The sequence below is a fragment of the Mesorhizobium sp. M0340 genome, assembly GCF_040321535.1.
In the GTDB taxonomy this organism is placed as follows: Bacteria; Pseudomonadota; Alphaproteobacteria; order Rhizobiales; family Rhizobiaceae; genus Mesorhizobium.
In genome coordinates this window covers 36318-60627 of the sequence record NZ_JAMYRR010000024.1, presented here as the reverse complement: position 1 = coordinate 60627, position 24310 = coordinate 36318, and the positions used below count along the sequence as shown (strand labels likewise).

The following is a 24310-nucleotide window of genomic DNA, read 5'->3' as shown; positions in this document are numbered from 1 at the left end:
GAGTAGGGAATGGAGGGCAAACCCGACCGCTTCAACGCTCAGTCATCTGCATTTCCCGGGAGGACACATGACAAAGGTTGCAATCGTCACAGGCGGGTCGCGCGGCATCGGCGCGGCGATATCGGTCGCTTTGAAGAGCGCCGGCTATTCGGTGGCCGCAAACTACGCCGGCAATGAGGAAGCGGCGGCAAAGTTCAAGGCCGCGACCGGTATCCCGGTGTACAAATGGTCGGTCGCCGACTACGAGGCCTGCGCCGCCGGCATCAAACAGATAGAGGCCGATCTCGGTCCCGTCTCGGTGCTGGTCAACAATGCCGGCATCACCCGCGACGCGATGTTCCACAAGATGACGCGCGAGCAATGGAAAGAGGTCCTCGACACCAATCTTTCCGGCGTCTTCAACATGACGCATCCGTTGTGGGGTGGAATGCGCGACCGCAAGTTCGGCCGCATCATCACCATCTCCTCGATCAACGGCCAGAAAGGCCAGGTCGGCCAGGTCAATTACTCGGCTTCGAAGGCCGGCGACATCGGCTTCACCAAGGCACTGGCCCAGGAAGGCGCGCGCGCCGGCATCACCGTCAACGTCATCTGCCCCGGCTATATCGCCACCGAGATGGTCAAGGCGATGGACGAGAAGGTGCTCAACGAGCGTGTCATCCCGCACATCCCGGTCGGCCGTCTCGGCGAGCCGGAGGAGATCGCGCGCTGCGTCGTCTTCCTCGCTTCCGACGATGCCGGTTTCATCACCGGCTCGACCATTTCAGCCAATGGCGGCCAGTACATTAGCTGAGGCTTGGGATGTCGCGGATGCCCCCGTACCGGCCCGACGGCAGGTACGGGCAGATAACCGGGCTGTCACGCGGCAAGCTTCAGCGCTGGGCTGGCTTCAGGCTGGGTTCGGGTAATTGAACCTGCCTCGCACGCGGGTGCCGGCAGCCGGGCAAGCGGCGCCCGACTGAGGCCCGACAGCTTCAAGGCGATGCGGCGCTTCAGGAATGGTGTGAGGTTCAGCACCGATAGTACGAGGTTGCGAACGAACCGCTTCACCGGACTGCGGGTAAGTGCCATGCCGGTCATCATGCCAGCCAGGTCAAGCACCTCTTGGGCTGCCGGGCGTCGCAGCGTTTCATAGAGTTCGAGCTCCGCTTCGGGGCGCACGCCGTTCACCACGTCGCCAAGCAATTGGCCAAGCACGACCGCGTCGACGATGCCGGTATTCATGCCTTGCCCTCCCGCCGGACTGTGCACGTGCGCGGCATCGCCCATCAGGAACAACCGGCCCTTGCGGTATGACCGGACCAAGCGGTGATGCACGCGAAACCGCGAGCTCCACGACAGGTCGAGCACGCGGGTTCTTTCTTTGGTCGGCCCACGGCTGTCGAGCAGCACCTGTATGTCTGCGACTGCGGGTTTTTCCGGTGCATCGTCCATTGTCGCGACGACGCGGTACGATCCGTCTGGGAGCGGCGCCACCACCACCAGTCCGGCTGGCGCAAAGAACAGCGACACTTCGGTTGGCCCAACCGGCCAGTCGAGACGAACGTCGGCGAGAACGAACGACGCCTCATAGGCCGCGCCGTCGAACTCTATGCTGGCCGAGTTGCGCACTAGGCTGTGCATGCCGTCGCCGCCAACGACGTAACGTGTCGATATGATCTTCTCGCGGCCGTTTTCGACCACCGTCACGCGCGCACCGTCAGTGTCCTGAACCACCGCTTTGGCCTCGACCATGCGGTGGATCACGCCGCCCAGGGCCGTAATCCGCTCGGCAAACACCTGCTCGGTGAGATTCTGAGGCAGCATCATCAGATATGGATGCCTCGACGGAAGCTTTCCGAAATCGAGCTTGAGCAGTGCCCGGCTGCGATCTCGGATGGCGAAATTCTGCAGCTTCAGGGCAAGTTCGCTCAGCCGCTGCCTGACGCCCAGCGGCTCCAACGCTTCCAGCGTCTGAGCGTGGATGACGCCGGCCCGCGAGGTTTGAAGGCCCTCCCCAAGCCTGTCGATCAGAACATGGTCGATCCCGGCCTGGTGCAGCACGATGGACAGCGCCAAGCCGGTCGGGCCTGCGCCAATAATCAGGACTTCCGTTTTATCTGGCAACATTTTCTCTCTCCATTTATCAACACATGTTGACTTTCTAGCCGAAGCCATTGCATTTGTCAACAGCCGTTGGCATATGGATTTCATGAGCGAGAATCAGCAGAAGAAAACCAGCAAGTCGGACCGCACCCGCGCCCAGATCCTCGAAGCCGCGAGGCTGCTGTTCGCCAAGCACGGCTATGACGGCGCCTCCATCCGCAACGTCGCCGCCCATGCCTCGATCGATCCGGCCATGGTGATCCGCTATTTCCGCAGCAAGGACGAGCTATTCGCCAGAGCGGCGGTCGTCGACCTGAAATTGCCGGCACTGCGCGTGATCGATCGAACCGCCATCGGCAAGACACTGATCAGGCGATTTCTCGAAATCTGGGAAGATCCGGCCAACGGTACCGGCATGGCAATTCTGCTGCGGTCGGCGACGTCGAACGAATTCGCCGCCGAAAAGTTGCGCGATGTATTTGCCAACCAGGTAAGGACACTGGTTGCGGCGGTCGCTGATCCCGCCGATGCGGGCCGGCGGGCCGGGCTCATTTCCAGCCAGCTGCTGGGTTTGGCGATGTGCCGTTACCTGCTGCGCCTACCACCGGTCGTCGCCCTGTCTCACGACGAAATCATCCAGACCGTCGGCCCTACATTGCAGCGCTATGCCGTCGGAGAGGATGTGCCTTGAACAAGCCGTTCAGCGTGGGGCCGAGTCTGAGCCTCATGCGGCAAGTGCGCCGACCGATGGCCATGACGGCGGTGTGTGCCGAACCAGCACGCAAAGGTTAATGGCCGCTGCGCAGCCTGTGCAAAAACCGCCCGGCAGCCTGTGGATTCTCGGTGGAAAAGATGTTCACAACACAACATGTTGCGGTGAACAAACCAAGAAACTTCGGCTATCTCTGATTCGTCGCCGATTCGTTCCGGCTTTGAGCGGAACGTTAACGACGACAGCTGAAAACACCTCAGAATGATTAAAGCGCGTTAGGAAACATCAATAATTTCATAATGTTGTGCGAAGCAGATTGGCCAGCCACGACCATTCACCGGCAAAGGTTAACCGTGGTGCTCGCCTGGATGCCGCCTGCATGAATCGGGCCAGTTTCCGTGATTCAGCATGTGGTGAGGTACGCCGGCAGAAAACCCAGATGTAGCCGTGAACAAACCCTGAATCAGCGCGAGTCAGTGATTCGTCGCTGATTCGTTCCAGACTCGTTCCAACTGTTAATCGGAAACAGATTTTCTGGCTTTGAAGCGACCAATCGGCCTGCCCTCGGCACATTCCGCTTTCGCTTCGCGCCCGAAATCCCTATGTGTCGCCTGTCATACGCGGCCAATATGGGCGCGCTCCCGACAATGCGAGGCGGAGAGCCTTATTTCCAGGCCGATGAACATCCATCCGAAACACACTGAACCGCTGATCCTGACCGGCCGAGACGTGACGGCCGTGCTCGGCCCGACCAACACCGGCAAGACCCATCTCGCTATCGAACGCATGGTGGCGCATGAAAGCGGCGTCATCGGCCTGCCGCTCAGGCTGCTTGCCCGCGAGGTCTATGCGCGCGTCTGCGAGAAGGTCGGCGCCCATAAGGTTGCGCTCATCACCGGCGAGGAAAAGATCCAGCCGGCTGGCGCGAAATACTCGGTCTGCACCGTGGAAGCGATGCCGCGCGAGACCGACGCCGCCTTCGTTGCCATCGACGAGGTCCAGCTCGCCGGCGATCTCGAACGCGGCCACATCTTTACCGATCGCATCCTGCATCTGCGCGGCCGCCAGGAGACGCTGCTGCTTGGCGCGGCCACCATGCACGGCATCCTGCAGCGCCTGCTGCGGGGCGTGTCGGTGGTGACCCGGCCACGGCTATCGCATCTTGCTTATGCCGGCTCGAAGAAGCTGACCCGCCTGCCACGGCGCACCGCGATCGTCGCCTTCTCGGCCGACGAGGTCTATGCCATTGCCGAGCTGATCCGCCGCCAGCAAGGCGGTGCCGCCGTCGTGCTCGGCGCACTCAGCCCGCGCACCCGCAACGCCCAGGTGGCGCTGTTCCAGTCGGGCGACGTCGACTACCTCGTCGCAACCGACGCCATCGGCATGGGCCTCAACCTCGACCTCGACCACGTCGCCTTCGCCCAGAACCGCAAATTCGACGGCTACCAGTACCGCAACCTGACGGCGGCCGAACTCGGCCAGATTGCCGGCCGCGCCGGCCGGCACCTGCGCGACGGCACCTTTGGCGTCACCGGCCAGGTCGATCCGCTGGATGAGGAACTGATCCAGAAAATCGAGGCGCATGATTTCGACCCGGTGAAAGTGCTGCAGTGGCGCACCGCGCATTTCGATTTCGCCAACCTCGATGCGCTGAAACGCTCGATCGAGACCAACGCCCCGGTCGAAGGCCTGACGCGCGCACTGCCGGCCGTGGACGCGCAGGCGCTCGAGCATCTGTCGCGCGACGAGGACGTCCGGGCACTCACCACCGATGCCAGACGCGTGGCGCTGCTGTGGGAAGCCTGCGCGCTGCCCGACTACAGGAAGATCGCGCCGGCCCAGCACGCCGACTTGATCGCCTCCATCTACATGGACCTTGCCAGGCATGGCCATGTCGACGAGAACTACATGGCCGAGCAGGTGCGCCGTGCCGACACCACCGAAGGCGACATCGACACGCTGTCGCACAGGATTGCCCAGATCCGCACATGGACCTTCGTTTCCAACCGGCCCGGCTGGCTGGCCGATCGGGCACACTGGCAGGAAAAGACGCGCGAAATCGAAGACAGATTGTCGGATGCGCTGCATGAGCGGTTGACGAAACGTTTTGTAGACCGCAGGACTTCCGTCCTCATGCGGCGCCTTAGAGAAAACACGATGCCTGAAGCCGAAATCAGCCCAACCGGAACCGTCCTCGTCGAAGGCCATCATGTCGGCGAGCTGCAGGGTTTCCGCTTTACCGCCGACCAGAGCGCCGGCGGCGAGGACGCCAAGGCGGTGCGGGCGGCGGCGCAGAAGGCGCTTGCCGCCGAGTTCGAGGCGCGGGCCGAGCGCTTCGGCGCCTCTGCCAATGGCGACATCGCCCTGGGTTCGGATGGCACGCTGCGCTGGATCGGCGCGCCGATCGGCACGCTGGTCGCCGGCGAAGACGCTTTGAAGCCGCGTCTTGTCCTGCTGGCCGACGAGCAGCTCACCGGTCCGGCCCGCGACAAGGTTGCGGCGCGCGCCGAGCGCTTCGTCAATTTCCAGATCGAATCCCTGCTGAAGCCGCTGGTCGACCTCAAGAATGCCGAGCAGATCACCGGCATCGGCCGCGGCATCGCTTTCCAGCTTGTCGAGCATTTCGGCCTCATCAACCGTCGCGACATCGCCGACGAGATGAAGTCGCTCGACCAGGAAGGCCGCGCGGCGCTTCGCCGCCTCGGCGTGCGCTTCGGCGCCTACCATGTCTTTGTGCCGGCGCTGATCAAGCCGGCGCCGGCCGGGTTGATCACGCTGCTGTGGGCGCTGAGAAACGACGGCAAGGACAAGCCCGGCTTCGGCGATGTCGTTCACGCACTGGCCTCCGGCCGCACCTCGGTGGTCATCGATCCGACGTTCGACAAGACCTTCTACAAGCTTGCCGGCTACCGCAATCTTGGCCGGCGTGCTGTACGCGTCGATATTCTCGAGCGGCTGGCCGACCTGATCCGGCCGGCGACCAACTGGAAGCCGGGCCTCGGGCCTCGCCCCGACGGCGCCTATGACGGCCAGTCCTTCATGGTGACGCCGCCGATGATGTCGATCCTCGGCGCCACCGCCGACGACATGGAAGAAATCCTGAAGGGGCTCGGCTATCGCGCCGATGCCAAACCGGCAGCCGAGGTCAAGGCGCGGCTCGAAGCACAGGACAGTGCCGCGCGTGAAGCGGCTGCTGCAAAGCTGGCGGCGGAAGAGGCTGCGCGAGTCGAGCAGGCGAGGATGGCGGAAGCATCTGCCGCGGCAGAGCCGCCGGCGGAGGCTTCGGAACCCGTGTCGAATGCGGCTCCCGTTGCGGAGGCGGCGGCTGAAGCTGTGACCGAAGCGGCGGCACAGCCTGTCGCGGAAGCTCCAGCCCCTGAAGCTGCGGCAGAAGTCACGCAAGAGACCCTGCCCGCCGCCGAAGCGGCTGCAGAACCAGCGGCTGAGCCAAGGGCGGCGGAACTTGGGGCGGAAACTGAGGCTACGGCACCGGCAGAGCCGCCGATCTTCGAAACGACGGAAGCATCGCCGGCCGAACCTGCAGCGACGGCGGAAGCAGTCGCCGACGACGCTGCCCCGGAGGCGGAGGAGCCAAAACCTATCCTATTGTGGCGGCAGGGTCGTTTCGACCAGCGCCCGCGTCATCGCCAGCATGACAACCGCCCACGGGACAATCAACGGGGCAATCGCGCGCGCAATGGTCAAGCTGCGCCGGACAGCCGCAGCGATGCGCCGGTAGATGCCGGCGGGCAACCGACGCCAGGCGACCGGCCCGCCCGTCAGGGGCGCCACGACCCGCGTGTCGGCGCCGGCAAACCGCGCTTCGACCGCAGCAAGTTCAAGCCTAAACCGCAAGGCGAGGCTGGAGAGCAGCACGCCGGCAAGCCGCAAGGTGAACGCCCCGACCGGCGCGAAAACCGGCCCGACTGGAAGGCTGGCCGGCAGGACGGCAAAGGCAGCGCCCAAGGCGCAAAGCCCGCCTTCCAGCCGAAACCGCGTGAGGAACGCCCGGTCCGCTTCGACCCGGACTCGCCCTTCGCCAAGCTCGCCGCGTTGCGCGACCAGCTGAAGAAGTAAGCTGCTCGTCCAATGGTCACTGATGCCCGCCAGCGCATCGACAAGTGGCTGTTCTTCTCGCGCGCGGTAAAATCGCGCACGCTGGCAGCCAGGCTGGTCCTCGCCGGACGCGTCCGCATCAATCGCGACAAAGCAGCGCAGGCCTCCGATACGGTCCGGCCGGGCGACGTTTTGACCATCACGCTGGAGCGGCGGATCTTCGTCTGGAAAGTCCTTGGCACCGGCGTACGGCGTGGCCCGGCAGAAGAGGCCCGCCTGCTCTACGAGGACATGTCGCCGCCCGCCGCGCCCAAGGGCGAGGGGCTTCCGGATGCGGTGCCGCCGTTGCGCGAGGCCGGCAGCGGTCGCCCGACGAAGAAGGAGCGCCGCCGGACCGACCACCTGCTCGGCGACGATTGAGCAAGGTCGAACGCCCGCTTTGCCGGCCTTCCGGAATTTCATTCCGGAAACCGCGGCACCGCTGGCAGGGGCCGCCCTTGCCACCAGCGGACAAAGGCGTTACCTCACCAAAAAAGCCCAACAAAATGGGACGTCCCGGAGCCGACCAATGACCTATGTCGTGACCGACAATTGCATAAAATGCAAATACATGGACTGCATCGAGGTCTGTCCGGTCGACTGCTTCTACGAAGGTGAGAACATGCTCGTCATCCACCCGGACGAGTGCATCGATTGCGGCGTCTGCGAACCGGAATGCCCGGCCGACGCGATCAAGCCCGATACCGAATCGGGCCTCGACAAATGGCTGCAGATCAACACCGAATATGCCGAGAAATGGCCCAACATCACCGCCAAGAAGGAGCCGCCGGCCGACGCTAAAACTTTCGATGGCGAAACTGGCAAGTTCGAGAAATATTTCTCCCCCGAGCCCGGCGAAGGCGACTGACGAGCCGGCCAGCTGCGGCGGCCTGACGCCGCTTAACAGACGTGATACATTAACTGCCTTGACAGGCGGCGACGGCGCGTGGCCTTCGCGCGTGCAGCAAAACCTTGATTCTTCCGACTTTTTGTGTTATATCAGCCAAACATGCCGGTGACACAACGTCGATTTATGGCGCAAACGCCCCAAATCACTGAAAGGTGAATTTCTCAATCCGGACCAGAGCGATCTGGGGCAGGCGGTCGCAATGTTGCGATTTGCCGGTCCTGGCCTTTCCGGTGAGTTCATCGTTGTGTGGCTAAGGACCGGTCACCCCGGTCGCACGAGTTCGGGCCGGCACGATGCCGGTACCACAACAAGGAGTTCAGGGCGTAATGGCAACGATCACCCCGCAGAAGAAGTCCACCGCAGCGCGCCACGGTTTCAAGACCGGCGAGTACATCGTCTATCCGGCGCATGGTGTCGGCCAGATCGTCTCGATCGATGAGCAGGAAGTCGCGGGCCACAAGCTGGAGCTGTTCGTCATCGACTTCCAGAAGGACAAGATGCGCCTCAAGGTGCCGGTCGCCAAGGCGACCTCGATCGGCATGCGCAAGCTGTCGGAAGAGGATTATGTCGAGCGCGCGCTGAAGGTCGTGCAGGGCCGCGCCCGCGTCAAGCGCACCATGTGGTCGCGCCGCGCCCAGGAATATGACGCCAAGATCAACTCCGGCGATCTGATCTCGATCTCGGAAGTGGTGCGCGACCTCTATCGCGCCGACAACCAGCCGGAGCAGTCCTATTCCGAGCGCCAGCTCTACGAGGCGGCCCTCGACCGCATGGCCCGGGAGATCGCGGCCGTCAACCGCATGTCGGAGACCGAAGCGGTTCGCCTCATCGAGGTGAACCTCAACAAAGGCCCCAAGCGCGGCGCCAAGGCCGACAATGAGGAAGCCGAGCAGGAAGAAGCTGCCTGAGCCTTTTCGCCTTCGAATTCAGAAAAACCCGGCCTCGCGCCGGGTTTTTTGTTTTGGCGGACCGGTAATGGCCATTCTAGCTCTTGCCGCCGCCTTCCCTTTCCGCCTCCTGCTTCAGCGTGGCGATGAACCGCTTGGTCCGCTGGCGCTCGGGGTTGCTGAACAACACCGCGGCCGGCCCTTGTTCGACGATGTTGCCGGCATCGAGGAACACCACTTCCCGCGCGATCTTCGAGGCGAGCCGCAGATCATGCGTCGCCATCACCATGGTCGTGCCCTCGCTGGCGAGCTTGCCGAGCACGTCGACCACCTCCTGCGCCAGTTCCGGATCAAGTGCAGAGGTCGGCTCGTCGCAGAGCAGGACTTTCGGCGAAGGCGCCAGAGCCCGGGCAATCGCTACGCGCTGCTGCTGGCCGCCTGACAGCGTCGCCGGCCAGGCATCGGCCTTGTGCGCCATGCCGACCTTTTCGAGCAGGGCCAGCGCCCGTTCGCGCGCCCTCTCCTTGGGCCATTTCAGCACCGTCACCAGCCCCTCCATGATGTTCTCGATCGCAGTACGATGCGGAAACAGCTGGAAATTCTGGAACACCATGCCGGTCTGCAGCCGCAGCCGCTGGATATCCCTGGTCGAGACCCTGCCCCCGGGGTGGAACTCGAGTGCATCGTCGCCGATCCGCACCGTGCCTGAAGTCGGCAGCTCGAGCAGGTTGATGCAGCGCAAAAGCGTGCTCTTCCCTCCGCCCGAGGGCCCGACAAGCGCCGTAACGCTGCCTTCCTCGATGGTGACGGTCACGCCCTTCAGCACCAAATTGTCGCCGAAACGCTTTTCGATGTTGGTGAGGCCGATCATGCGCGCGCCTCCAGGAAGCCGCCATAACGGTTGAGCCGCGTTTCCAGCCGCGCCTGCAAGGCCGACAGCACGGAGCTCATGACCAGATAGAGAGCCGCTGCCTCGACATAGAGGATCAGCGGCTCATAGGTGGTGGCGACGATGCGCTGGGCCGCCTGGAACATCTCCGGCACGGTGATGGCGGCGGCGAGCGAAGTGTCCTTGACCAGCGAGATGAAGGTGTTGGACAGCGGCGGCACGGCGACGCGCCCCGCCTGTGGAAGAATGGTGCGCCGCATTGCCTGGGCCCAGGTCATGCCGATCGAATAGGCCGCTTCCCACTGACCCTTGGGCACCGAACCGATGACGGCGCGGATGATTTCCGACGAATATGCGCCGATGTTCAAGGTAAAGCCGATCAGTGCTGCCGGAAAGGCGTCGAGCAGGATGCCGACCGATGGCAGGCCGTAGAAGATCAGGAACAGTTGCACGAGAAGCGGCGTGCCGCGGAATATCCAGACGTAGAAGCGGACCACGGCGACCAGCGGTTTGGGACCGAACAGCCGGACAAGCGCCACAACCAGGCCTAGGACAAGACCGAATGCAAACGACAGCAGCGTCAACGGCACGGTTAAGATCAGTGCGGCCCACAGCAGCGTAGGCAGGGATTCCAGCATCAGTTGCAGCCAGTGCGGCACGAAGGCTCCTCCTTGCCAGATTGCCGTCGCTCACATCACGCGAAAGCGGCGGGCCGTCAAAAGACAGCTCGCCGCGGTATGAACGACGCGGGCCGGCGTTCGGCCCACACGAGAAAGCCGTTTTACTTCGAAACGTCCTGGCCGAAATAGGTGTCGGCGATTTTCTTGTAGGTGCCGTCGGCCTTGATGTCGGCCAGCGCCTTATTGATGGCGGCCACCAGTTCCGGATCGCCCTTGCGCACGATGACGCCGGAATAGTCGGCGTTTTCCTCCTGCGCAGCAATCTTCACATTGGCGTCGGGCTTGTGCTTCTTGAAGTCGAGGAAGGACAGACTGTCATTGATGGTGGCGTCGGCGCGGCCGGTAAGAAGAAGCTGGATCGACTGGTCGAAGCCGTCGGTGCCGACGAGTTCGGCGCCGTTGGTTTCAGCCAGCTTGCCGAAGTTCGAAGTCAGCGACTGCGCCGCCTTCTTGCCCTTGAGATCGGCGAAGCTCTTGATATCGGTGTTGTCGCCACGCACGATCAGCACCGCCTTGGAGGCGATGTAGGGATCAGAAAAGTCATATTTGGCCTTGCGCGCCTCGGTGATGCCGACCTCGTTGATGACGGCATCGTAGCGGTTGGCGTCGAGACCGGCGATCAGCCCGTCCCATTTGCCTTCGAGGAACTGGGCTTTGACGCCGAGGCGCTCGGCGATGGCCCGCGCGATCTCGACGTCGAAGCCGACGAGCGCGCCGGAAGCATCATGATAGGTGAAGGGCGCATAGGTTCCTTCCGTACCGACCTTGAAGACGCCGGACTGCTTGATCTGGTCGAGATTGGCGCCGGCATGACCGGCAGCGATGGCCAGAACCTGCAGCGTTCCGGCGATGATGAGCGATTTGAGCCATTTCATTTTTCTGTGATCCCGTCCTTGGCCGATGTCCGGCGTCATTGCGAGTGCCGGAAAATGACAGATGCGCGATGCCGGAATAAGAAACTAAATTTCAAAAATCTCGCGCCCTTGAAATCCAATTCTCAACCAGCAGTTCCCGGGGCCATCCGGCTGAGTCAAGGCCGGTGGCGAATCGCCTGGAACAGCGCAATCGACATGACAGTCCGGGGGAACATTCCCCCGCATGGCACGTTCTTCGCTGTTGTAGGGCGCGGCGCCGCCATTTCAACCATCGGCGCCAACTCACGATTCGATCGCACCGCAACGCCTGAAGCAGGAGCGCGGCATGATGGAAGACAGTGCAGGACGGACCATGGTTCGCGCGGCGATGAAAGCCCCTTATCTGGAACGTGACGAAGAGCATCTCCTGGCGCTGCGCTGGAAGGAAAACAATGACCAGCACGCGCTGCACCGCATTACCGTCGCGCATATGCGGCTGGTCATTTCCATGGCGTCGCGGTTTCGCCACTACGGCCTTCCGCTGGGCGACCTGATCCAGGAAGGCCATGTCGGGCTGCTGGAGGCCGCGGCCCGTTTCGAGCCCGAGCGCGAGGTGCGGTTCTCGACCTATGCGACATGGTGGATCCGCGCATCGATGCAGGACTATATCCTGCGCAACTGGTCGATCGTGCGCGGCGGCACCAGCTCCGCGCAAAAGGCGCTGTTCTTCAACTTGCGGCGTCTGCGCGCCCGCCTGGCAAACGGCGCCGAGCAGACGTCGAATGCCACGCTCTACCGCGAAGTGTCGGCGGCTCTCGGGGTATCGGAGGCCGATGTGGCGATGATGGATTCCCGCCTTTCGGCGCCGGACAGCTCGCTCAACACGCCGCTTGCCGACGATGCGGGCGCAACCGAGCGGATGGAGTTCCTGGTTTCGGATGACCCGCTGCCCGATGAGGTCGTCGGCGATACGATCGACGTCGAACGCCGCTCGGTGTGGCTGAAGACGGCGCTCGGCGCTCTCAATGCGCGCGAGCTCAGGATTATCGAGGAACGCCGGCTGAGCGACGAGGGCGCGACGCTCGAAGCGCTCGGCGAGACGCTCGGCATCTCCAAGGAACGTGTCCGGCAGATCGAGGCGCGCGCCATGGAAAAGCTCAAGGCGGCGCTGGTAAAGCAGAATCCGGAATTTCTCGCAGCCTGAATCGCGTCGGCTGCTATTTGTCGGTGACGATCTTAACCTTGTCGCCGGCCGAAACCGCAGCACCCGGCGACAGCGCGTTGAGCACCCTGAACAAATCCAGCTTGCGGTCGACGCCGACCATCTGTGCGGCCAGGGAGCCCATTGTCTGGCCGGGCCGCACCGTGACGATGCGAATGCGCAGCGGCTTCAGCGCAGCCTTCTCGGCTGCACTCAGAATACGGAACGAGCCGCTGACCGAGCGCGCCACCGTGCCCAGCGAGGTGCTGGCCGACGGTGCAGCAGTCAGCAAGCGGTAGACCTGGCCGCCGGCGCGGATCACCGCAATATCGAATTGCCAGCCATCGGCGCCGGCATGCGCGGTCGCCGCTTCGTTGCCGTTGATCGTTTCCTGACGCACGCTGCTGTCGTCGAGGCCGGCAACCCAGCCGCTGCGGATGTAGTCGGTCAGCGAGCGGTCCTTGTCGATCGAAACGCCGTCGAAGCGGATTGCCATGTCGCCCGGGCCTGTGGCCGTCACCGCCGCCGCCGAATTGTCGATGATGAAGCCGTTGGGCACTGAGAACGACACGCCGAGGCCAGGATGCAGGAAGGTTTCGCCGCGCACATAGCCTTCCTCCGGCGTGTCGCCGTAGAGCAGCCCGTCTATGCCGGCAAGGAATGAATCGCGGTCGCGCGACCCGACACCGGGCGCGCCGAACTGGCGGGCGTGGCGCTGCGCGAGATCGATACGCTGCGGCGTGTTGGGGTGCGTCGCCAGGAAGTCGAGGCTGGCGTCGGTGGCGCCGCTGATCGAGCGGAAATCGGTATAGGCCGACATCGACTGCAGGAAGCGGCCGGCGGCGTAGGGGTCGAAACCGGCTTCGCCGATCGACTTGATGCCGATGGCATCGGCCTCCAGCTCCTGATTGCGCGAGAACTGGGCCAGCCTCAGCTTGCCGCGGATCAGCGCCGCCTTGGCCGTCGGGTTGTCGCCGAGCACGTCCGAAACGACCTTGGTCGCCAACCCCTCTTCGGCTTCCAGCTGCTGGCGCTGCAGACCATGATTGGCCGTAACGTGGCCCATCTCATGCGCAATGACGGCGGCAAGCTCGGCTGAATCGTTGGCCAACGCCAGCAGGCCGCGGGTGATGTAGAGATAGCCGCCCGGCAGCGCGAAGGCATTGACGTTGGGCGAGTTGAGGATGGTGATGCGGTAGGTCTGGGTCGGGTTGGCCGACACCACGGTCAGTCTGCCGACGACCTTGGCCACCATGCGCTCGAGCTTGGGGTCGGAATACTCGCCGCCATAGGTGGCGAGGATGCGCGGGTGCTGCGCCTTCGCCAGTTCGGCGAGCCTGCTGTTAGCGGCGACATTGTCGACCGTAATCGGCTTGTCGGAGGGCTGGAAGCCCGATTCCTGCACGTCGGGAGGCGTGAACATCTGGCAGCTTGCCAGCGCCACGGCAAGGCCGGCCAGCGCCAGAAAGCGCGCCAGCGGTTTCAGCCTCCGATTGTCGATGCCGGTCGGCAGGTCGGCTTCCTTTCAAGTCCTGTGACGTGACCGCGAAAATCTGGCGCGATTTCCGGAAAGCATCACGCGCAAAATCAAGTTCTACGGCGTCCTTCGTGCGTCCGACAGATACGAGGCAGCAAGGGCAAATCACGGTCCAGGCCGGACCAGCTCCTGGCGGACCTAGCCACACTACCTCGACCATGGCAAGCAAGCGCCGCTTCGCCTTCCTCCGGTTTGACCGTAAATTATGTCCGCTTCCGGGCAACATCTCGTGATCCAGCCGCAAACGGACCCGAGCCGATATAGCGTCGGAATGCGTCCGGTCCAGCCCCAACGAAAAAATCGGCGGCGGTGCCCGTCGCGGCAACCGTGCCACCATCCAGGAAAACCATGTTTTGGCCGATGCGGCGCGCATCGTCCGGCTGGTGCGTGACGAACAGCACCGTCATGCGCTGCTCCGAATGGACGTCGGCCACCAGGTCGAGCATGTCATCGCGCAGTGCCGGTCCGAGCGAAGCGAACGGCTCGTCGAGCAACAGCACCGGCCGGTCGCGCACTAAAACCCGGGCGAGCGCGACGCGCTGCCGCTCGCCGCCGGAGAGTTCGCGCGGCAGTCGGCTTTCCTTGCCGGCAAGGCCGACGCGCTTCAGCGCTGCGGTGACTGCGGCGCGGTCAGCCTCGCTCAGCCTGAGCGAAGGCGAGCGGCCGAGCCCGACATTCTGCTCGAGGGACAGATGGGCAAACAGGTTGTTTTCCTGGAACACCATCGATACCGGCCGCGCTGATGGCGGCGCAGTGCTGACGTCGGCGCCGCCGATGAGCACGCGGCCTGACCGTGGCGCCTCGAAACCGGCCACCAGATTGAGCAGTGTCGACTTTCCCGAACCGCTCGGCCCCATGATGGCGGTGATTTCCGATGCCGGGAAATCGACATCGAACATAAGCGGCGTTTCACCATAGCTGAACGAGACATTATCGAGCCGCACGGCCGCGCCTTTTTCCACCGAAATGGAGCGTTCCGGGCTGATCGGCATCATGATTTCTCCCTCCTTCCCATCCAGTCCGCGGTCAGCACCAGCGCCAGGCAGACAAGGCCGAGCAGCAGCGCCAGCCCGGCCGCATCCTCGGTGCGGTAACTGCCCATGCGGGCCAGCAGCAGGTAGGGCAAGGTTTGCACGGAATCGCTGCCGAACAGCGCAATGACGCCAAGATCGCCGAGCGACAGCGCCATGGCGAAAGCGAAGCCGGTGGCGAGCGGCCGCCGCAGCGACGGCCAGTCGATCAGCCGCAACCGGTTCCAGCCCGAGATGCCAAGCTGTGCGCAAAGCCGTTCGTGGCGTTCGCTCGCCGCGTCATAGGCAGGGCGGATGGCGCGGATGGCGAACGGCATCGCCATCACCGCATTGACCGCAACGACCATGACAGGGGCGATCGCAAAGACATCGCTGACAGTGCGCAGGAGGAGGAACCAGCCGGCGCCGATGACGATGGGCGGCACCACCAGGACGAACCCCGCACCGGTGTCGGCCAGATGTTCGAGCACCGTCCGTCGGCCTGTCCGCCGGGTGAGCGCCAGCGCCCGGCGCGCCATGACCAGCGACAGCGACAGCGCCAGGGAGAGCAGCGCCGATAAGACGGACAGCACGGCACTGGTCGCCGTCGCTTGCCGCACCGCGCTCTCGCCGGCCAGGCGGCCGAGATCGGCGCCAAGCCCGGCCGCCAGCGTGGCCGCCATCGGCCCGGCGACAAATAGCAGTGCCAGCCCGATCACCAGCGCGTTCAGGACGGTCTCGGCCGCACCGGCTGAAAAATACCGGCGCGGCGCCACCGGCAGATTGGCGTCGCCGGTCATATTGGCGCCAAGCCGCGTCAAGGCCAGCACGACCACGAAGGTTAGGGCAATCTGCAGCAGGGTCAGCGTCACAGCCCGCGCCGGGTCGAAGTCGAAACGCAGCGCCTGGTAGATGGCAACCTCCAGCGTCGTCGCGCTGGGTCCGCCGCCGAGCGTAAGCACGATGGTGAAGGAGGTGATGCACAGCATGAAAACGAGCCCGGCAACGCCCGGCAAGGCCGCACGCAGCGGCGGCCATTCGATCAGCCGGAAGGCCGGCGCAGCACCCATGCCAAGCTGGCTCGCCAGCCGCCATTGGTCGGCCGGCACGGTCTGCAACGCCTCCAGGAACAGCCGCGTCGCCAGCGGCAGGTTGAAGAAGACATGGGCGACGAGTATGCCCGACAGGCCATAGATGCCGGGCCAGCTCTGGCCGCCTAGCGCGCCCAGCGTGCCGGCAAAATAGCCGGCGCGGCCATAGAGCGCCAAGACACCGAGTGCAGCAACAATGGCCGGCAGCGCCAGTGGCACGGCGAAAAGCTGCAGGATAAAGCCTCGCCCGAAAAACTGTGGATGCCGCGACAGGGCACGCGCGGCGAACAGCGCTGGCGCGACGGAGAGCAGGGTCGACAGCAGAGCCTGCCAGAGCGTGAAACGGACGATACGCAAGAGATACGAATCGAAGGCGGAGGCGACGCCGGACGGGTCGCGTGTGGCTTCGATGATCAGCCCTGCAAATGCTCCGCCGAGCAGAAGTGCTATTGCCGCAAGCGCGAGGATGCCGGCGGTGATGCGGGAGTCAGATGATGGTGCGCGTTGCACGCTAGACCACCAGATTCGAGATTCTTAGTGAGGATTGCGTTCCTTCGCGCCCCCCTCTGTCCTGCCGGACATCTCCCCCACAAGGGGTGAGATTGGCAGTTTCAGCGCTCCGCTCATTCCAGCAACATCGGCGACTGGCGAAAGCCGCCGTGCCGTCCGATCTCCCCCCTTGTGGGGGAGATGTCCGGCAGGACAGAGGGGGGCGCCGTAGAGCGATCATCTTCGATCAATCGGCCAAAGCTACTTGCTCATCACCGCAAGCCACTCATCGACCCAGGCCTTGCGGTGGGCCGCGACTTCCTCCGGGCTGAACAGCAAGGTCTTGGTCGGTTTGACCAGCTTGTCGAACGCCGGATTGAGCGGCTTGTCGGTCTTGCCGGCCGGGAACATCCAGTTGGTTTCGGGAATGACATCCTGGAATTTCGGTCCGGTCATGAAGGCGATGAACTTTTCCGCCAGGGGGTTCTTCGCGCCCTTAGTGGTGATCCCCGCAACTTCGATCTGCAGGTATTCGCCTTCCTCGAAGGACGCCGCCTGGTAGCGCTCGGTGTTTTCGGCGACCATGTGGTAGGCCGGCGACGTGGTATACGACAGCACCATCGGCGCCTCGCCCTTGGTGAACAGGCCGTAGGCCTCGCTCCAGCCTGGCGTCACCGTCAGCACCTTTGCTTTGAGCTTGGCCCAGGCTTCGGGCGCCTTGTCGCCATAGACCGACTTGACCCACAACAGCAGGCCAAGACCCGGCGTCGAGGTGCGCGGGTCCTGGATGACGATCTTCTCTCCGGCATCGCCCTCGACCAGTTCCCTGAGGCTCTTCGGCGGGTTCTTCAGTTTTTCGGTATTGTAGACGACGGCGAAATAGCCATAGTCGAACGGCACGAAAATATCGTCGCGCCAGCCGCCCGGCACGCTGACATCCGATATGGCGCCATGCGGCGAAAACAGGCCGGTTGCCTTGGCGTCCGCCGTCAAATTGGTATCGAGGCCAAGCACGATATCGGCCTTGGTGGCGGCCCCTTCCAGCTTCACACGGTTGAGCAGCGCCACGCCGTCAGCGACCGAGACGAATTCGATGACGCAACTGCACTCGGCCTCGAAGGCCTTCTTCACCGCCGGTCCCGGACCCCAATCGGCGGTGAAGCTTTCATAGGTATAGACGGTCAGTCTATCCTGTGCCGATGCCTGCCCTGGCAGGGCGAGCGCGGATGCCGCAAGCAGGACAATCGGGACAAGAGAGTGGAAAAAACTGCGCATCGGCGCCTCCTTCGTTCGCGTTGAAAGGAATTGAGGCGTCGGGCTGTCCGAAACGTCTAATCCCTCCGCCGGTACAAACCGGATCAGGTTCAGCGGGTTGGCAGTCTTGCCTCTCAGCCGGTCCGCGAAGATCGCGTCCGGCACCCCGTTAGAGCGTTTCGACACATAGGCCCGGCCGAAGTGCTGCGCAAGCGGAAGTTTGCCAGGCATCCAAAGCCCAGCCTTCCGTTTCGTCTGCCGTTTCATCTTCCGTTTCATTCTTCCGTTTCTGGGGCAGGGCTGGTAAGGGCCACGAGATATGAGCAAATTCACCATCCTGCTTGGCGGCGATCTCATCCGCACGCCGCTGCTCGACCGCCAGGTCGAAGGCTCGCGCGTCATCGCTGCCGATGCCGGCATCGGCCATGCCCGTATGCTGGGCCTGAGGCCGGAACTCTGGGTCGGCGATTTCGATTCCGTGCCTGCCGAGTTGCCGGAGGATCTGGCCGCCGTACCACGGCAGGTGTTTCCCGCCGAAAAGGACAAGACCGACGGTGAACTCGCTATCGCTGCCGCGCTCGAACGCGGTGCGACCAGCCTTGTGCTCGCAGGCGCTTTCGGCGGCAAACGCACCGACCACATCTTCCTGCATATGGCGCTGAGCGTCCGGCTGGCGGAAGGCGGGACGGAAGTGCTTTTGACCAGCGGCGCACAGGAAGGCATTCCCTTGCTGCCCGGAAAGGCTGGCTTCGACTATGCCGACGGCACGCTGTTTTCGGTGCTCGGCTTCTCCGATCTCGCCGGCCTGAGCGTCACCGGTGCCAAATGGCCGCTCGACCACGTCGAGGTTGCGTTCGGCTCGTCGCTGACCATTTCCAACGAGGTCAGGGGCCGGTTGGAAATCGCGCTGGCCAGCGGCCGCGCGCTGCTGCTCGCGCATCCTTTTCCCTTACCTGAAAGCTGACATGGCACCGCCGCTTCTCAATCTCGACGGGATAAAGCTGACCTTTGGCGGCACGCCGCTGCTCGACGGTGCCGCCCTGACGGCCTCAGTTGGCGACAAGATCGCCCTGGTCGGCCGCAACGGTTCGGGCAAGTCGACGCTGCTCAAGATCGCCGCCGGGCTGATCGAGCCGCAGGACGGCGAAGTCTTCCGCCAGCCTTCGGCAACCGTGCGCTACTTGCCGCAAATGCCCGACATGGACGGTTTTGCGACCGTCCGCGCCTATGTCGAGGCGGGGCTCGGGCCCGCCGACGATCCCTATCGCGCCACCTATCTGATGGAGCATCTCGGCCTGACCGGCGAAGAACGGCCGAACGACCTCTCCGGCGGCGAGGCGAGGCGTGCGGCACTCGCCCGCGTCATGGCGCCGGAGCCCGACATTCTCCTCCTCGATGAGCCGACAAACCATCTTGACCTGTCGGTCATCGAATGGCTGGAGGAGGAGCTTGCCCGTACCTCCTCGGCACTGGTCGTCATCTCGCATGACCGCCGTTTTCTCGAGCGCGTGTCACGCGCCACAATCTGGCTCGACCGCGGTCAGACCCGCCGTCTCGACAAGGGCTTTGGCTATTTCGAGGAATGGCGCGACACGGTGCTGGAGGAGGAAGAGCGCGAGCAGCACAAGCTCGGTCGCCAGATCGTGCGCGAGGAGCACTGGCTGCGCTATGGTGTGACAGCGCGGCGCAAACGCAACATGCGCCGGCTCGGTGAGTTGCAGACCATGCGCCAGCGCTTTCGCGGTCATCGCGGCGCCGAGGGTGCGGCGACGATGACAGCCAGCGACGCCGCCGAATCCGGCAAGCTGGTGATTGAAGCCAAGAACATCGAGAAGAGCTTTGGCGATCTGACCGTGGTCAAGGGATTCTCGACCCGCATCCAGCGCGGCGATCGCGTTGGCCTGGTCGGGCCGAACGGCGCTGGCAAGACGACACTGTTGAAGATGCTGACCGGCGAATTGAAGCCAGACGCAGGCACGGTGCGGCTCGGCACCAATCTGGAGATCGCCACGCTCGACCAGAAGCGCGAGGCCGTCGATCCACAGGAGACACTGGCGCAGTATCTCACCGACGGTCGCGGCGAGAACCTGGTCATCAATGGCGAACAGCGCCACGTCGTCTCTTACATGAAAGACTTCCTGTTCAAGCCGGAACAGGCGCGCACGCCGGTGCGCGAGCTTTCGGGCGGCGAGCGGGCACGGCTGATTCTCGCCCGCGTTTTGGCGCGGCCGGCAAACCTGCTTGTGCTCGACGAGCCGACCAACGACCTCGACATGGAGACGCTGGAGTTGCTGCAGGAATTGGTCGCCGGCTTTGCCGGCACGGTGATCCTGGTCAGCCACGATCGCGATTTCCTCGACCGCACCGTGACCAGCATCATCGCGCCGGATGGTGATGGCCGCTGGATCGAATATGCCGGCGGCTATTCCGACATGCTGGCGCAGCGCGGCGGCACCAGGCTGGACGACCGCAAGGCGCGGCCGAAGGCAGAGACCGGCGAGGCGACGGCTGCAAGCAGGAGCAACGCGGCCGCTCCCAAGGGCCCGGCAAAGAAACTGTCGTTCAAGCAGAAATTCGCGCTGGAAACCTTGCCCAGGAAGATCGAGGCGGTGTCGGCCTCGATCTCGCGGCTGGAGAACAACATCGCCGATCCGGCCTATTACGAGCGCGACCCGGCCTCGTTCCAGAAGACGATTGCCGCGCTCGACAAGGAGCGCGTCACACTGGCAGCGCTCGAGGAGGAATGGCTGGAACTCGAGATGCTGCGCGAGGAGATGGAGGGGTAATTCGCGAGTTCAAGCACCTTGTCATTGCGGCTAGACAGGAGTGCGCATATATTATGCGCATGCTGCGGAGGTGATCATGCGCAAGATAGCTGTGAATGCGGTTCGTCAGCCGGCAAATCTGTCGATCGACTCAAAGCTCATGAAGGAAGCCAAGGGGCTCGATGTGAATGTCTCGCGCGCCGCTGAAGCCGGCATCGCAGAGGCAGTGGCCGCCGAGAAGACGCGGCTGTGGAAGCTTGAGAACCGCGCGACGATAGATGCGTGGAACGAATATGTCGAAAAACACGGTATTCCGCTGGCAGAACATCGGCACTTCTGATGGCGCGCTACGACGTCTTCGCGAGTAGCATCGAAGGCGGCTATCTCCTCGACGTCCAGGCCGATCTGCTCGACCACTTCAAGACCCGGGTGGTCGTCCCGCTGCTGCCGGTTGCGATGGCGCCATCACCAATGCGAAGGCTCCATCCCATTTTCGAGATCAATGGTCGGAAATTGGTCATGGCCACCCATTTGATCGCCACGGTTGCGGCGACGGAACTGGGCGAGAGCCGACTGAATCTGACCAGGCATCACGAAGACATCGTGAGCGCGCTCGACATGCTGTTCCAAGGCTTCTGAGCCAAGGAGGCGTTGGGCTGGTGAGCCGGCCTCACCCCGCCGTCTTTGTCTGCCAGGCCTTCAGCGCCTCGTCGAATACCTTCTCGCCGGGAATTCCCTTTTCCATGGTGAGCAGCGCCCGCCGCCCGGTCTTGTAGACGACCGGCACGTCAATCCAGTCCTGACCTCTGAGCAAGGTCAGATTGGCGTCTTCATCCGCCTTGGTGTCGTTGAGCGCAACCAGGAAGAAGCCATCGGCGATCTTGGCCGGGATGCCGATCAGCGGGCTGCCGGCATCCTGCTCGGAGCCCTTCATGGCGACACGCAAGATGTTGTCGACACCGCCGCCCTCGAAGCCATTAGGCGTCAGGAAGATCATCTCGATGATGTGGCTGGCCGGCAGCGTCTGGTCGGTGTTGCGACGGATCGTCATGCGCAACTGGATATCCTTGCCTGGAATGGTCGCCTCGGCACGGATCGCCGGCTCGGGCGGCAGGTCGCCGCCGGGCGATTCCTGCACCAGCGACCAGACGATGTTGCCGGGCTCGGCCGAGCCTTGAGCGGTGCTGGTGCGCTCCTCGTAGAAGATCGCCTTCTGGCCGACGGCCAACGCGGCTTGCGGCGGAACTACCGTCGGTGCCGCTGCCGTCGCGGGCGGTGGGGCGGCCGTTGCAGGGGCTGGCGGAGTAGCTGCAGCATCGGGCGGCGTTGCGGGCGTTGGCGCAGCGGACCCATCGACTGCTGGAGCATTGGCCGTGGCTTGCGTGTCGGCGGGTGCGGCCGGTGCCGGCGCGGCGGGTGCCGGGGTGGTCGGCGCTTGAGCGGCCGACGGCGGCGTGGTCAGTGCGGCGACGGATTCGCCTTCGCCGATGCCCGCCTGCCCGACCGCGGGGCCGGGATCGACTTCGTGGCCCTCGGGCGTAAGGCGCTGCGTAAACTTCGCGCCCTCGCCGGCCTCCGTCGGAGGCGCGGCGGCCGGTACGGCCGCATCGGCCACCGGCTTGGCCGGGGCTGGTTTTACCAGCGGTTCGGTGGCGACGGCTTTGGTCTCGTCGAGGCCGAGCATGCTGCCGAACGCATCCTTGTTCAGCCAGATGCCATAACCGCCACCGGCAATGACCAGCAGGGCAATGGCGGCGGCGATCACGCCGCCATAGCTGCGCCTGCGCTCGGCAGGATGGAGTCGCTGGAACCTGTCCTCCGCGGGGCCGCCGTCGTTGGAAAAGTCGTCGCCCCGAAAAACGCTGTCTTGGTCATCGGCCGTCGGAAGATCCATATCGGACGGCGGCGGACCAGCGCGCTCTTGAGGAAGAGCGACGGGCTGCGGCTTTTGCCAGTTCGGCACCGCCTTGGCGGGCGTGGACTGCCATGCCGGCCCAGTCTGGGCCGGCCCGGTCTTTGCTGGCCCGGTCGTTGCTGGCTCGGTCTTTGCCGGCTGCCGGACATGGCTGGGCTGGTTCTTGTTGCGGTCGATGGAGGAGAAGATGTCCTCCAGTTCCGCCAGCGGATCGGATGCCGGTGCCGGTTTAGCATATTCTCGCTCAACGCTTGCGATGGCGTCTTCGAGTGCGCGCTTCTGCCTGGCGACATCCGACGGCGCAAACGGCGGATCGCGTTCGGCAATTTTCTTCGCGATCGTCGAACGCGCCATGTCATAAACTTTGGCGCGCACTTCCGCCGACGGCTTATCAAGCTTGTCTAGCGTCTTTTTCAGGGCACCAACAAAATCTACCATGCTTCAGTCGACCTGCATTTGTTTCTGGGCCGGCCCCCGCAAATCAGCCGCAATGCCCGGAAAGGCTGAGAAACTAGTCTTGAAACGGATCGGTCACAAGTATCGTGTCGTCCCGTTCAGGGCTGGTGGAAAGGAGTGCGACCGGCGCGCCGATCAGCTCTTCGATGTGGCGGACGTACTTCACCGCCTGGGCCGGCAGATCGTTCCAGCTGCGCGCGCCGGCGGTGGTGCCTTTCCACCCTTCCAGCGTCTCGTAAACCGGTTCGACGCGCGCCTGCGCGCCTTGGCTGGCCGGCAGGTAATCGATCGCCTCGCCGTCGAGGCGGTAGCCGGTACAGACCTTGATCTCGTCCAGTCCATCGAGCACATCGAGCTTGGTCAGCGCAATGCCCTTGATGCCGTTGACGGCGACGGCCTGGCGGACCAGCACGGCATCGAACCAGCCGCAGCGGCGCTTGCGGCCGGTGACGACGCCGAATTCATGGCCACGCGTGCCCAGGAACTCGCCGATCTCGTTCTTCTGCTCGGTCGGAAACGGGCCTTCGCCAACACGCGTGGTATAGGCCTTGGTGATGCCGAGCACATAGCCGATGGCGCCCGGGCCGACACCGGACCCGGCAGCGGCCTGGCCGGCAACGGTATTTGACGAGGTGACGAACGGATAGGTGCCATGATCGATGTCGAGCAACGTGCCTTGCGCGCCCTCGAACAGGATGCGCTCGCCGGCGCGGCGCTTGTCGTCGAGGATTTTCCAGACGCGGTCCATATAGGGCAGGATCTCGTCAGCGACGGAAATCAGCTCGCTCATGATCGCCTCATGCGTGACTTCGGCATGGCCAAGCCCGCGCCGCAGCGCATTGTGGTGCGTCAGCAGCCTGTCGACCTTCAAGGGTAGCGTTTCCAAATCCGCCAAATCCATCACCCTGACCGCGCGCCGGCCCACCTTGTCTTCGTAGGCGGGACCGATACCGCGGCGGGTCGTGCCGATCTTCGTTCCGGAATTGGACGCGGCGTCCTCGCGGAATCCGTCCAGCTCCCGGTGCAAGGACAGGATAAGCGCGGTGTTTTCGGCTATTTTCAGGCGGTCTGGCGTCACCTCGACGCCCTGCGCCTTCAATTTCGCAACCTCCGCAACGAAAGCGTGCGGATCGAAGACGACGCCATTGCCGATGATGGACAGCTTGCCTTGCCGCACCACGCCGGACGGCAGCAGCGACAGCTTGTAGACCTTGCCGTCGACGACCAGCGTGTGGCCGGCATTGTGGCCGCCTTGGAAGCGCACGACGACGTCGGCGCGCTCCGACAGCCAGTCTACGATCTTGCCTTTGCCCTCATCGCCCCATTGCGAGCCGACGACCACCACATTGGCCATATTTCTTTTCCCTTGAGACGCCGCACGAGCAGCTTGAAAACAGTTCGAAACGACAGGCCTCTATCGCATCGGCCCCCAAAACGGAATCGATTTTCGGAGAGCACGACGCGAGGATTAAAGCCTTCC

The 24310-nt window shown here is 63.8% G+C and carries 21 protein-coding genes and 1 riboswitch; of the genes, 11 read left to right on the top strand and 10 right to left on the bottom strand.

The genetic code is table 11. The annotated features are described in order from the left end of the window. The first annotated feature begins 67 nt into the window (after positions 1–67). The gene (gene phbB / locus NKI79_RS26730) at positions 68–793 is read left to right on the top strand and encodes an acetoacetyl-CoA reductase (RefSeq protein WP_352666211.1); all 726 of its coding nucleotides are present in this window, start codon (positions 68–70) and stop codon (positions 791–793) included. 65 nt (positions 794–858) lie between these two features. Here the strand turns inward: phbB and NKI79_RS26725 are convergent, their stop codons facing one another. Beyond that, positions 859–2058: an FAD-dependent monooxygenase gene (locus tag NKI79_RS26725; RefSeq protein ID WP_352801716.1), complete on the bottom strand. Its 1200-nt coding sequence runs from the start codon at positions 2056–2058 to the stop codon at positions 859–861. Between NKI79_RS26725 and NKI79_RS26720 the strand changes: the two genes are divergently transcribed. The 5 genes from NKI79_RS26720 to NKI79_RS26700 all read left to right on the top strand — a co-directional run bounded on the left by NKI79_RS26720 (position 2045) and on the right by NKI79_RS26700 (position 8710). Further along, a complete protein-coding gene (locus tag NKI79_RS26720; protein WP_352801714.1) occupies positions 2045–2776 on the top strand; it encodes a TetR/AcrR family transcriptional regulator in 732 nt (243 codons plus the stop codon). The genes NKI79_RS26725 and NKI79_RS26720 overlap by 14 nt on opposite strands. A 699-nt stretch (positions 2777–3475) precedes the next feature. Next, the gene (locus tag NKI79_RS26715) at positions 3476–6874 is read left to right on the top strand and encodes a helicase-related protein (RefSeq protein ID WP_352801712.1); all 3399 of its coding nucleotides are present in this window, start codon (positions 3476–3478) and stop codon (positions 6872–6874) included. 12 nt (positions 6875–6886) lie between these two features. Then, positions 6887–7273 carry an RNA-binding S4 domain-containing protein gene (locus NKI79_RS26710; protein ID WP_352801710.1) on the top strand — a complete coding sequence of 129 codons (387 nt, stop codon included), beginning with the start codon at positions 6887–6889 and terminating at the stop codon, positions 7271–7273. A 148-nt stretch (positions 7274–7421) separates the two neighbouring features. Further along, complete coding sequence (gene fdxA / locus NKI79_RS26705; protein WP_352801708.1) at positions 7422–7760, top strand: ferredoxin FdxA; 339 nt, start codon at positions 7422–7424, stop codon at positions 7758–7760. Positions 7761–8128: 368 nt separating this feature from the next. Next, on the top strand, positions 8129–8710 hold the full coding sequence (locus NKI79_RS26700; protein WP_006327799.1) for a CarD family transcriptional regulator: 582 nt from the start codon (positions 8129–8131) through the stop codon (positions 8708–8710). 76 nt (positions 8711–8786) lie between these two features. On the opposite strand, the gene NKI79_RS26695 is transcribed toward NKI79_RS26700, so the two are convergent. From NKI79_RS26695 to NKI79_RS26685, 3 genes are all read right to left on the bottom strand, one after another. Further along, positions 8787–9560: an amino acid ABC transporter ATP-binding protein gene (locus tag NKI79_RS26695; protein ID WP_352801706.1), complete on the bottom strand. Its 774-nt coding sequence runs from the start codon at positions 9558–9560 to the stop codon at positions 8787–8789. Beyond that, positions 9557–10237: an ABC transporter permease subunit gene (locus NKI79_RS26690; protein ID WP_352805787.1), complete on the bottom strand. Its 681-nt coding sequence runs from the start codon at positions 10235–10237 to the stop codon at positions 9557–9559. The genes NKI79_RS26695 and NKI79_RS26690 overlap by 4 nt, the downstream gene beginning before the upstream one ends. 122 nt (positions 10238–10359) lie before the next feature. Next, positions 10360–11133: an amino acid ABC transporter substrate-binding protein gene (locus tag NKI79_RS26685; RefSeq protein WP_352454874.1), complete on the bottom strand. Its 774-nt coding sequence runs from the start codon at positions 11131–11133 to the stop codon at positions 10360–10362. Positions 11134–11458: 325 nt separating this feature from the next. Here NKI79_RS26685 and NKI79_RS26680 point away from each other — a divergent pair, with 325 nt between their 5' ends. Next, positions 11459–12316 carry an RNA polymerase factor sigma-32 gene (locus NKI79_RS26680; protein ID WP_254816490.1) on the top strand — a complete coding sequence of 286 codons (858 nt, stop codon included), beginning with the start codon at positions 11459–11461 and terminating at the stop codon, positions 12314–12316. 13 nt (positions 12317–12329) lie between these two features. Here the strand turns inward: NKI79_RS26680 and NKI79_RS26675 are convergent, their stop codons facing one another. The 4 genes from NKI79_RS26675 to thiB all read right to left on the bottom strand — a co-directional run bounded on the left by NKI79_RS26675 (position 12330) and on the right by thiB (position 17715). Continuing rightward, positions 12330–13799: a M48 family metalloprotease gene (locus NKI79_RS26675; RefSeq protein ID WP_352476125.1), complete on the bottom strand. Its 1470-nt coding sequence runs from the start codon at positions 13797–13799 to the stop codon at positions 12330–12332. A 254-nt stretch (positions 13800–14053) separates the two neighbouring features. Beyond that, a complete protein-coding gene (gene thiQ, locus NKI79_RS26670) occupies positions 14054–14845 on the bottom strand; it encodes a thiamine ABC transporter ATP-binding protein (protein WP_352805785.1) in 792 nt (263 codons plus the stop codon). Further along, entirely contained in the window at positions 14842–16461 is a 1620-nt protein-coding gene (thiP, locus tag NKI79_RS26665) for a thiamine/thiamine pyrophosphate ABC transporter permease (protein ID WP_352805783.1), read from the bottom strand. The genes thiQ and thiP overlap by 4 nt, the downstream gene beginning before the upstream one ends. A 240-nt stretch (positions 16462–16701) precedes the next feature. After that, complete coding sequence (thiB, locus tag NKI79_RS26660) at positions 16702–17715, bottom strand: thiamine ABC transporter substrate binding subunit (RefSeq protein WP_352801702.1); 1014 nt, start codon at positions 17713–17715, stop codon at positions 16702–16704. A 43-nt stretch (positions 17716–17758) separates the two neighbouring features. Then, positions 17759–17873: riboswitch (TPP riboswitch) on the bottom strand. 140 nt (positions 17874–18013) lie between these two features. Between thiB and NKI79_RS26655 the strand changes: the two genes are divergently transcribed. From NKI79_RS26655 to NKI79_RS26640, 4 genes are all read left to right on the top strand, one after another. Beyond that, positions 18014–18658: a thiamine diphosphokinase gene (locus NKI79_RS26655; RefSeq protein WP_352476121.1), complete on the top strand. Its 645-nt coding sequence runs from the start codon at positions 18014–18016 to the stop codon at positions 18656–18658. 1 nt (position 18659) lies between these two features. Then, complete coding sequence (locus NKI79_RS26650; protein ID WP_352805779.1) at positions 18660–20480, top strand: ABC-F family ATP-binding cassette domain-containing protein; 1821 nt, start codon at positions 18660–18662, stop codon at positions 20478–20480. Between the two features lie 76 nt (positions 20481–20556). Beyond that, the gene (locus NKI79_RS26645; RefSeq protein WP_352805776.1) at positions 20557–20799 is read left to right on the top strand and encodes a type II toxin-antitoxin system CcdA family antitoxin; all 243 of its coding nucleotides are present in this window, start codon (positions 20557–20559) and stop codon (positions 20797–20799) included. Then, positions 20799–21098 carry a CcdB family protein gene (locus NKI79_RS26640; RefSeq protein WP_352504964.1) on the top strand — a complete coding sequence of 100 codons (300 nt, stop codon included), beginning with the start codon at positions 20799–20801 and terminating at the stop codon, positions 21096–21098. Before NKI79_RS26645 ends, NKI79_RS26640 begins: the two co-directional genes overlap by 1 nt. 31 nt (positions 21099–21129) lie before the next feature. Here NKI79_RS26640 and NKI79_RS26635 read toward each other — a convergent pair whose 3' ends face one another. Both NKI79_RS26635 and NKI79_RS26630 read right to left on the bottom strand, forming a co-directional pair. Then, on the bottom strand, positions 21130–22812 hold the full coding sequence (locus NKI79_RS26635) for a hypothetical protein (protein WP_352805773.1): 1683 nt from the start codon (positions 22810–22812) through the stop codon (positions 21130–21132). 73 nt (positions 22813–22885) lie between these two features. Beyond that, positions 22886–24184 (bottom strand): adenylosuccinate synthase, encoded by a 1299-nt coding sequence (locus NKI79_RS26630; RefSeq protein WP_352476117.1) that lies wholly within the window; start codon positions 24182–24184, stop codon positions 22886–22888. Between the last annotated feature and the right edge of the window lie 126 nt (positions 24185–24310).